The organism is Corynebacterium propinquum DSM 44285, assembly GCF_000375525.1.
GTDB lineage: Bacteria > Actinomycetota > Actinomycetes > Mycobacteriales > Mycobacteriaceae > Corynebacterium > Corynebacterium propinquum.
On the sequence record NZ_AQXC01000007.1, the window covers coordinates 132,427 to 141,725 of the forward strand.

Below are 9,299 nucleotides of genomic sequence, written 5' to 3' on the forward strand. Positions count from 1 at the left end.
AGCAGCGCTGAGGAAATATCTGCACAGATATAAACACTCAGTTGTAAGATCAGTCTCACGGGATTTTTCTACTGCCAAATCGGCGTAGGCTGGAATGCTGTTGAACAATTATTCATAAACAGCGTATTCCAAGGAGCTTTGACTACATGTCGAAAACCTACGCAGACTTCCTCATCGACACCCTCGCCAAACAAGGCGTGCGCCACATTTACGGCCTCGTCGGTGACAGCCTGAACCCCATCGTCGATGCCGTTCGCCGCCACAAGGACATGGAATGGATCCACGTCCACAATGAGGAATCCGCAGCTTTCGCCGCTGGCGCAGAATCCCTCGTTACTGGTGAACTCGCCGTGTGCGCCGCCTCCTGCGGGCCGGGAAATACTCACCTGGTGCAGGGGCTGTACGACGCCCACCGCAACGGCGCCCGCGTCCTGGCACTGGCCACCCACATCCCGAGTGAAGAAATTGGCACCGGCTTCTTCCAAGAAACCCACCCGCAAGAAGTGTTGAAGGAATGCTCCGGCTATATCGAAGTCGCGCATTCCGCGAAGCAGGGTCAGCGCATCCTGCACACCGCCATGCAGAATTCGATTGGCAACAAGCAAGTATCCACGCTGGTTATCCCCGGTAATATCGCGGCGGAGAAGGTCGACGAGCCGGTGAGCGGTGGAGTAATCGCCCGCAAGAAGGGGCAGATGATTCCGGACGCTGCCGACGTCGACAAGCTCGTTGCCGCCATCGACAAAGCAGGAAAGATCACGCTGTTTGTTGGTGCTGGTTCTGCCGGTGCGCACGACGAGATTATTGATCTAGCGACTCATCTGCACGCCCCAATCGGGCACGCGCTGGGCGGTAAAGAAGTTATTCAATACGACAACCCGTATGACGTCGGCATGTCCGGCCTCCTGGGCTACGGCGCCTGCTACGACGCCTGCCAGGATGCCGATCTGCTGTTAATGCTGGGTACGGACTTCCCATACGTGGACTTCTTGCCAGATGGCTCTGACGTCGTGATCGCGCAGGTTGATAACAACCCGGAGCATCTGGGACGCCGCGCGGTACTCAGCCACGCTATCTGCGGCGATGTGCTACCAACCGTCAACGCGCTGCTGGAAAAGACGAAGAAAAAGACGGACCGTTCCTTCTTGGACGCGATGCTGAAAAAGCATGAGCGCGAGTTGACGCATGTGGTGGATGCGTATACCAAAAACGTCGAGAAGCACACCCCGATCCACCCGGAGTTCCTCGCCGATCAGATTGATGAGCTGCTTGACGACGACGCCGTGGTCACCGTCGATACCGGAATGTGCAACGTGTGGGCGGCTCGTTATATCAACCCCACTGGCCGTAACCGCGTGATTGGTTCTTGGAAGCACGGCACCATGGCCAACGCGCTGCCACAAGCCATTGGCGTGCAGCAAGCAGATCGCAACCGTCAGGTTGTGAGCTTCTCTGGTGATGGCGGCTTGGCGATGTTGATGGGTGAGTTGTTGACGGTACGTCGCAACAATCTGCCGGTGAAAACCGTGGTCTTCAATAACTCTTCGCTGGGCATGGTGAAACTGGAGATGCTGGTCGAGGGCATGCCGGAATTCGGCACCGACCACGATGGCGTGGACTATGCCGGTGCTGCTGAAGCCTTGGGCATCCCTTCGGTGCGCATCACGGACCCGAAGAAGGCGCGCCAGCAGCTGAAAGAGGCCTTGGAGATGGACGGTCCGGTATTGATCGACGTCATCACCGACCCGAATGCGCTGTCCATGCCGCCAACACTCGAATTCGAGCAGCTCAAGGGCTTCGCCTTGGCAGCTGGCCGGACCGTTCTCGACGGTGGTGTGGGCAAGATGCTGTCGATGGCGCGGTCAAATTTGCGCAACATTCCGCGTCCATAAAAAATTACGCCGTAAGCGCGTACGGTTTAACGTTTCAGCTCGGCCGCGAGTTCGACAGCTTGGCGGATAGCACGTGCGGCGTCGAGCTCAGCGGCAACATCCGCGCCACCAATAACGTGCACGCGGGAGCGTTGCTCCTTGGTTAAGCTCTCGAAGTCTGCTTCGATGACTGACTCTTGGCCGGTGCACAACACGATCGTGTCGACATCCAAGACGGTGTCGGTGCGGTTATTTTTCAGGTCGTCTTCCAGCTCGGCGACCTTCTCTTTATCTCCCGCCTTCTGTGCCTTCCGGATAGCCTTCGAGGTCTTGGTGGCGTCGTTGACCGGCACATTCAGGTGCAGCCCGTCGTTGTCGATCTTCGTGTAGGCAACGCCACTGACCTGCTTTACACCGGCTGCTGCCACGGAAATACGGTGCACCCATCCGGTGGTGCGGTTCAGGCCCAACCCTTGCGGTGAAGGCTTGCGCTGCAGCATCGTGATTTTGCGCTGCGCCCGTGGCGGGTGCGGGCGTTCCAGGTTGCCGGGCAGATCCGCGCGGCGGCTGACACCCCAGGCGGATTCCCATTCGCCAATGGTTGCTGGTTGCGGCTCGGCGGTGATGTCTGCGGTGGTGGTGTCCGCAGTTCCAGCAGTTCCATCAGCCCCCGCATCAGCTGGAGCTTCCACCAAATACTCTGCGACGTCGAAGCCGATCCCACCGGCACCAGCAATCGCCACCTTCTTGCCAGCCTGCTTGGCACCAGAGAGCAATTCCGCGTAGGTGATGACGTCGACGTTGAACTCGCCAGCCATGGCCTGTTCGATGCCGGGAATTTCCGGTATGCGTGGGCGCACGCCGGTGGCGATCACAACCTCATCGAAACCTGCGGCGAAAGCTTCGTTGGCCGTCATCGGGGTAGAAGTGGTGATTTTCACGTTGTGCGCATCCAGCCGGGTGAGCACCGATTTTAAGGAATAGTGGAATTCTTCTTTGCCAGGGATTTGCATTGCCAGGCGGAACTGCCCACCGACGGTGTCTGCTGCTTCAAATACTTCGACGGAATATCCGCGTTTAGCCAGTGCTTCTGCACCAAATAGGCCAGCGACACCGCCGCCGATCACCGCAGCTTTGGGGGCAGCGTTTCCTGAGCTACCAGGAATTTCATCAGCACCAGTGTTGCCTCCGTTGATCGGCTGCAAGGTCAGCTCGGTTTCGTAACCGGCACGGGGGTTGACCAGGCAGGTAGCGCGCTTGTTTTCAAAAACATGGTCCAGACAGGATTGATTGCACGCAATGCAGTGGTTGATCTGGCGCGCGTTTCCAGACTGCACCCGGTTGATAAATTCTGGATCCGCCAACCATGGCCGGGCCATCGAGACGAAATCGGTTTCTACGCCGGTGTCATCCCAGGTTCCGGCCAGTACTTGCTCGGCAACTTCTGGGGTGTTGATGCGGTTGGATGAGACCACCGGAATGTTGACATGTTCTTTCACACGCGCGGTGGCCCAGCTAAATGCTGCACGCGGCACGCTGGTGATCACCGTTGGTACCTGGGCTTCATGCCAGCCGATACCGGTGCTGAGCATGTCGACTCCGGCTTCTTCCAAGCCACGTGCAAGCTCTAGGATTTCGGTTTGGGTTTGGCCCTCTTCGACCAATTCAAGCATGCTCATGCGGAAATCCACCAGAAAATCGTCGGGCACGGCTGCACGCACAGCCCGGGCGATTTCCAAGGCGAACAGGCTGCGTTGCTGGCCCCAGCGGTCGTCGCGCTGGTTGGTGCGTGAGGAAAGGAATTGGTTGATCAGGTAGCCTTCCGAGCCCATGATCTGCACCCCGTCGTAGCCGGCCTCGGCGGCGAGTTTGGCCGAATGAGCGAAATCCTGGACGGTTTGTGCGACTTCTTCGTCGGACAGCGCACGAGAAGGAAACGGGCTGATCGGTGCTTGGGTGGCGCTAGCGCTGACCGATTCCATGTGGAAGGCGTAGCGTCCTGCGTGCAGTAGCTGCAGAAACGCCAGGCTGTCGTGTTCGTGGACAGCCGCGGTGACTTGTTTGTGGGCGTTCACCATGTCCTCGTTATTGAACGGGTGTGCAAATGGGCTTAAAACACCCAGCTGATTCGGTGAATACCCACCGGTCACTACGGCCGCGGCACCACCCCGGGCGCGTTCTGCGAAGTAGGCTGCCAGTTTCGGCGCGTCGGCCGGGTCGTCTTCTAAGCCGGTGTGCATCGAGCCCATGATTGCGCGGTTACGGAAGCGTTTCTTGCCGACGGTGATCGGTTGGAGTAGTCGCGAATATGCGGAAGCGTCGGTGGCAGGGTTGGCAGGCGAATCGTGGTTAGTGGCGTTGGCAGTGGATTGAGAAGCAGAATCAGTCACGGAATGTGTCATGCGTTACACAATAGCGTGTGTGCTGCATAACAGAAATTCGTCACCGCTCATGGGTGGGGAGAAATAGTCGACCCCGGCTGTGCGCGATGAAAATAGGGCAGGTAGACTACGGGGTCGTGTTCACATGCGGTTGCTGCGTGTGAGTGATCACGGGGCGTAGCGCAGCTTGGTAGCGCGTCTGCTTCGGGAGTAGAAGGTCGCAGGTTCAAATCCTGTCGCCCCGACAAATGGGGCCCTGGGCGTGAGCGCTAAGGGCCCCTGTTTAATAAAATAAGTAATAGAACTATCCCTCGATGAGAAACCAGGAGAGTTACTCGTGAAGACAACCGTCGACAAGCTGAGCGATACCCGCGTGAAGCTCACCGTGAATGTCCCATTCTCTGAGCTTGATAAGGAAATCGACGCAGCCTACAAGGCCATCGCGCAGCAGGTGACTATCCCAGGTTTCCGTAAGGGTAAAGCTCCTCGTCAGTTGATCGACGCGCGTTTCGGTCGTGGCCCAGTACTGGAGCAGGTCGTCAACGACATGCTGCCGGTCAAGTACGAAGAGGCCATGAAAGAAAACGACATCAACCCAATCGGTCAGCCTGAGGTTGATATCAAGCAGATTGAAGACAACGACTTCGTGGAATTTACCGCAGAGGTTGATGTCCAGCCAGATATTGAGGTACCGGACTTCTCCAAGATCAAGGTATCCGTTGCTCCACTGAAGTCGCTGGATGAGGCAACCGAAGAGCAGGTTGACCAGCTGCGTGACCGTTTCGGTGAGTTGAAGGAAACCAAGCGTCAGCTGAAGACCAATGACTTCGCTGTGATCGACTTGTCTGCAGAAATCGACGGCGAAGAGATTGAAGATGCCAGGGTAGAGGCGATGTCCTACCAGATCGGCTCCGGCAACTTGATCAAGGGCCTGGACACCGCTCTGCGTGGCATGAAGACCGGTGAGGATAATTCCTTCACCGCGAAGCTGGAAACCGGTGAGCACGCCGGCGAAGAAGCGGAAGTTTCCGTACACGTACAGAAGACCCAGGAGCGCAAGCTGCCGGACTTCGACGATGAGTTCGCCCAGATGGCTTCTGAGTTCGACACTGCCGACGAACTGCGCGATGCCATCCGTACTCAGGCTGAGGAATCCGTCAAGGCACAGCAGGCGGCAGAGATCCGCGATGAGGTCCTGAAGGCTGCCCTGGAAAAGGTTGAGTTCGAACTGCCAAAGACTGTGGTTGATGACCAGGTGCACAACCAGTACCACCAGGTGCTGGGCCAGGTTGGTGGCGACGAGAAGGCCTTGGCACAGCTTTTGGAGGCGCAGGGTACTTCCCGCGAGCAGTTCGACAAGGAAGCGCGCGAATCCGCCGAGGATTCCGTACGCACCCAGCTGTTCTTGGATGCTGTGGCCGAGCAGGAGCAGCCAGAGGTCTCTCAGGAAGAGCTGACCGAGCACATCATGTTCACCGCTCGTTCCTACGGCATGGAGCCGGGCCAGTTCATGCAGCAGCTGCAGCAGGCTAACCAGTTGCCAAACCTGTTCGCCGACGTCCGTCGCGGCAAAGCACTGGCTATGGCTATCTGCAACGTCACTGTTGAAGACACTGACGGCAACTCCGTGGATCCGAAGGATTACTTCGGCGAGGAAGACAACAATGACGGCGCCGACGATGCTGCTGCTGCCACCGAAGCACAGGAGAGCGAAGCACAGGAAAACACCGAAGAGAAGTAAAATCTTTTCAGCACGCTGATGCATAACGCCCGCCGGGTCGAGCTCATGCAGCTCGGTCGGCGGGTTTTGTCTAGCTAGCACTGGTCTACTACTGGCAGCCAGTCCTTGCGCATCGGAGGTGTGCAGCAGGTGCTAGCGGGTGTTGAACTGGTGCAAACGCTGACAGCGAACACACCTGACGGGCCCGAAAGCGGCGGGTACGCTGGTGTCATTGAGGACGACGACTAACAGGAGTTGGAAACACTAATGTCTGACAAAATTACGAGCGACGCAGGTTCGACAGGCATGAACCTGGGCGACTCTGTCTATGAGCGTCTGTTGCGTGAACGCATCATCTTCCTGGGTACCCAGGTGGACGATGAAATTGCGAACAAGTTGTGCGCGCAGATTTTGTTGCTGTCCGCGGAGGACCCAAACCGCGACATTTCTCTTTACATCAACTCCCCAGGTGGCTCGGTAACCGCTGGTATGGCGATCTACGACACCATGAAGTATTCGCCGTGCGATGTGCGCACCTATGGCATGGGCTTGGCTGCTTCCATGGGACAGTTCCTGCTCACCGCTGGTGCGCCAGGCAAGCGTTTTGCACTGCCGCACGCGCGCATCATGATGCACCAGCCATCCGCTGGTGTCGGTGGTACCGCAGCGGATATCGCTATTCAGGCGGAGCAGTTCGCGCAGACGAAACGCGAGATGGCGGAACTGATTGCAGAGCACACCGGCCAGACTTTTGAGCAGGTCACGAAAGACTCTGACCGCGACCGTTGGTTCACCGCGCAGCAGGCACTGGATTACGGCATGGTTGATCATGTTATTTCCGCTGCCCAAGGCGGCACCGTCACTAACTAGGCACGAACCACGAAACAGGTAAGAGGAGAACTACTTTCATGTTGAACCAATCCCAGATGCCATCGTCGCGGTACGTGCTGCCGTCGTTTTTGGAGCACTCCGCGAACGGCACGAAGGAAACCAACCCGTACAACAAGCTGTTTGAAGAGCGCATCATCTTCTTGGCTTCCCAGGTGGATGACACCGCAGCCAACGACATCATGGCACAGCTGTTGGTACTGGAATCTCAGGATCCAGACCGTGATATCACCATGTACATCAACTCGCCAGGTGGTTCTTTCACCGCGTTGATGGCAATCTATGACACCATGCGCTTCGTGCGCTGCGATGTGCAGACAGTGTGCCTGGGCCAGGCTGCATCTGCCGCTGCTGTGCTGTTGGCTGCTGGTTCACGGGGTAAGCGTGCTGCGCTTCCAAATTCACGTGTGTTGATTCACCAGCCTGCTACCTCCGGAACCCAGGGCCAGGTTTCTGACTTGGAGATTCAGGCCGCTGAAATCGAGCGTATGCGTACTCTGATGGAACGCACCCTGGCAGAACACACCGGGCGTAGCGCCGAGCAGATCCGCATTGACACCGACCGTGACAAGATTCTGACCGCCGAAGACGCTGTGGAATACGGCATCATCGATCGCGTCTTTGAGTACCGCAAGGCTAACCATAACTAGTTTGTAGCCATTTGTCCTACATCGTAGGTTGGCTATTTACGGTGGAACTGTAGTGGTTCCTCTACAAATCCCTTCCGCTGCCTAAGCGCGACGGAAGGGATTTTCTGTGTCTGCTTCTGTCCTTGGATTCTAGGGGTCGTGGAAACACCTGACATGGGTTAGGTGATTGTGTGGGAGCGAAGTGGGATCCGGATTCTGCTGTTACTACTCGCTTTTGTGCTCTTGTTCGGGCCGGTGATTCGGTTCGTGCTGCTGCTGGTGTGGTTGACATGCCGTTGTCTGTGGCTTACCGGCTTGCACATCAGCTTCAACTGCCGATGAGGAGTAAAAAGCCGGTAAGCCCAGGTACAGAAGAAGAAATCACTCGGTTGTGGCTGGATGGCCTGGCCCCGATGGAAATCGTGCGAATACTATCTGTCGGGCCAAGCGTGGTCTATCGCATTGGTATCGAGCTGGGCTTATGGCAGCGAAACTCACACGGGCGTAGAGCAGCAGCTACATCTCGTCGGTGTGAATACCTGCAACTACGCGCGAATGCTTTAGGACGCAAAGATGCAGCCCTGGCGTGTGGTATCAATCCGCGTGATGCTTTGGATATTGATAAGGGTGTGATAAAGCTGCGTGGCGCGCGTGTCCCGTTTGTTCCCGATGGTCCCGACGTTGCACTGTATAACAGGCTTATGCAGGTTATTTCTCATGTCGACGGTCGGGTAGCTGTGCCGGTTCAGGTTATTCCTCAAGAAAGGATCGACCAGCGTATTTCATTGCGTTACTTGTGTGTAGAAGAACGCGAGCTTATTTTTGATTTGCTTCGCCAGAATTATGGTGTCCGCGAGATAGCCCGGCGACTAGGCCGCTCACCTGGCACGATTAGCAAGGAACTCAAACGCAATCGAGACGAATTCGGTGTGTATCTACCTACCTATGCGCAGCGTAAGTCTGTGTTGTCTAGGTTTCGCCCGAAAAAGCGCAAGGTTGAGGCCAACCCAGAATTAGGCAGCCGTGTGTGGGAGATGCTGAAAGAAAAGAATTCTCCTGAGCAGATTTCCGGGCGGTTGCGTAGAGACTATCCCGATGATGACACTATGTATGTGTGTCCTGAAACTATTTATCAGTCGTTGTTTTTCCAGGCTAAAGGTGAACTCAACAAAGAAGTAGCCGCAGCCTTGCGCCGCGGCCAAACGCAGCGCAAGCCACGAGGTCAACGTGTTGGGCGTACACGCTTTGTCGATCCGATGGTGATGATTTCTCAGCGCCCGGCAGAAGTAGAAGACCGAGCTGTGCCAGGTCATTGGGAAGGCGATCTCATCTTAGGGAAATCAAATAAATCAGCGATCGGTACTCTAGTCGAGCGCAGCACCCGTTACGTTATGTTGTTACACCTACCCAACGGTCATAGTGCGTTGGATGTTAATGAAGCGTTAGCCAAAGCGATAGGAACTTTGCCTGAACACCTCAAAGGTTCATTGACCTGGGATCAAGGCAGTGAAATGGCATGCCATAAAGCTTTTAGCATCGCTACGGATTGCCCGGTGTATTTCTGTGAGCCTGGTTCGCCTTGGCAGCGAGGGACTAATGAAAACACCAATGGGCTATTACGGCAGTATTTCCCAAAAGGAACAGATTTGAGTCTCTACACTGCTGAGGACCTTGAATTTGTAGCGATGCAGTTAAACCGCAGGCCACGCAAGACGCTAAGTTTTGACACCCCGGCCGAACGAATGGCAACCCTGCTAGAGTCAACCGAAACGTAGGACGTGTTTCCACGACCCCTAGAATTCGCCAGTCT

At 56.3% G+C, this 9,299-nt stretch carries 6 protein-coding genes and 1 tRNA gene; 6 read left to right on the top strand and 1 reads right to left on the bottom strand.

All coding sequences use genetic code 11. The features are described 5' to 3' along the window. Window positions 1-146: 146 nt before the first annotated feature. The gene (locus tag B142_RS0107505) at window positions 147-1,892 is read left to right on the top strand and encodes a pyruvate dehydrogenase (RefSeq protein WP_018120930.1); all 1,746 of its coding nucleotides are present in this window, start codon (window positions 147-149) and stop codon (window positions 1,890-1,892) included. 26 nt (window positions 1,893-1,918) lie between these two features. Here the strand turns inward: B142_RS0107505 and B142_RS0107510 are convergent, their stop codons facing one another. Then, window positions 1,919-4,273, bottom strand: a complete 2,355-nt coding sequence (locus B142_RS0107510; protein ID WP_018120931.1) for an oxidoreductase — start codon at window positions 4,271-4,273, stop codon at window positions 1,919-1,921. A gap of 150 nt (window positions 4,274-4,423) precedes the next feature. Between B142_RS0107510 and B142_RS0107515 the strand changes: the two genes are divergently transcribed. The 5 genes from B142_RS0107515 to B142_RS13595 all read left to right on the top strand — a co-directional run bounded on the left by B142_RS0107515 (window position 4,424) and on the right by B142_RS13595 (window position 9,264). Continuing rightward, a tRNA-Pro gene (locus B142_RS0107515) sits at window positions 4,424-4,497 on the top strand. 92 nt (window positions 4,498-4,589) lie between these two features. After that, window positions 4,590-5,993 (top strand): trigger factor, encoded by a 1,404-nt coding sequence (tig, locus tag B142_RS0107520; RefSeq protein ID WP_018120932.1) that lies wholly within the window; start codon window positions 4,590-4,592, stop codon window positions 5,991-5,993. 246 nt (window positions 5,994-6,239) lie between these two features. Further along, window positions 6,240-6,842, top strand: coding sequence for an ATP-dependent Clp protease proteolytic subunit (locus tag B142_RS0107530; RefSeq protein ID WP_018120934.1), 603 nt, complete (start codon window positions 6,240-6,242; stop codon window positions 6,840-6,842). Window positions 6,843-6,880: 38 nt separating this feature from the next. Then, window positions 6,881-7,510, top strand: coding sequence for an ATP-dependent Clp protease proteolytic subunit (locus B142_RS0107535; protein ID WP_018120935.1), 630 nt, complete (start codon window positions 6,881-6,883; stop codon window positions 7,508-7,510). A 518-nt stretch (window positions 7,511-8,028) separates the two neighbouring features. Beyond that, entirely contained in the window at window positions 8,029-9,264 is a 1,236-nt protein-coding gene (locus tag B142_RS13595; protein ID WP_420703252.1) for an IS30 family transposase, read from the top strand. Window positions 9,265-9,299 lie beyond the last annotated feature (35 nt).

What these genes read in the sequence shown, in the direction of transcription:
- B142_RS0107505 (WP_018120930.1), top strand. Translation starts at nt 147, where the DNA reads ATGTCGAAAACCTACGCAGACTTCCTCATCGACACCCTCGCCAAACAA.
- B142_RS0107510 (WP_018120931.1), bottom strand. Translation starts at nt 4,273, where the DNA reads ATGACACATTCCGTGACTGATTCTGCTTCTCAATCCACTGCCAACGCC.
- B142_RS0107530 (WP_018120934.1), top strand. Translation starts at nt 6,240, where the DNA reads ATGTCTGACAAAATTACGAGCGACGCAGGTTCGACAGGCATGAACCTG.
- B142_RS0107535 (WP_018120935.1), top strand. Translation starts at nt 6,881, where the DNA reads ATGTTGAACCAATCCCAGATGCCATCGTCGCGGTACGTGCTGCCGTCG.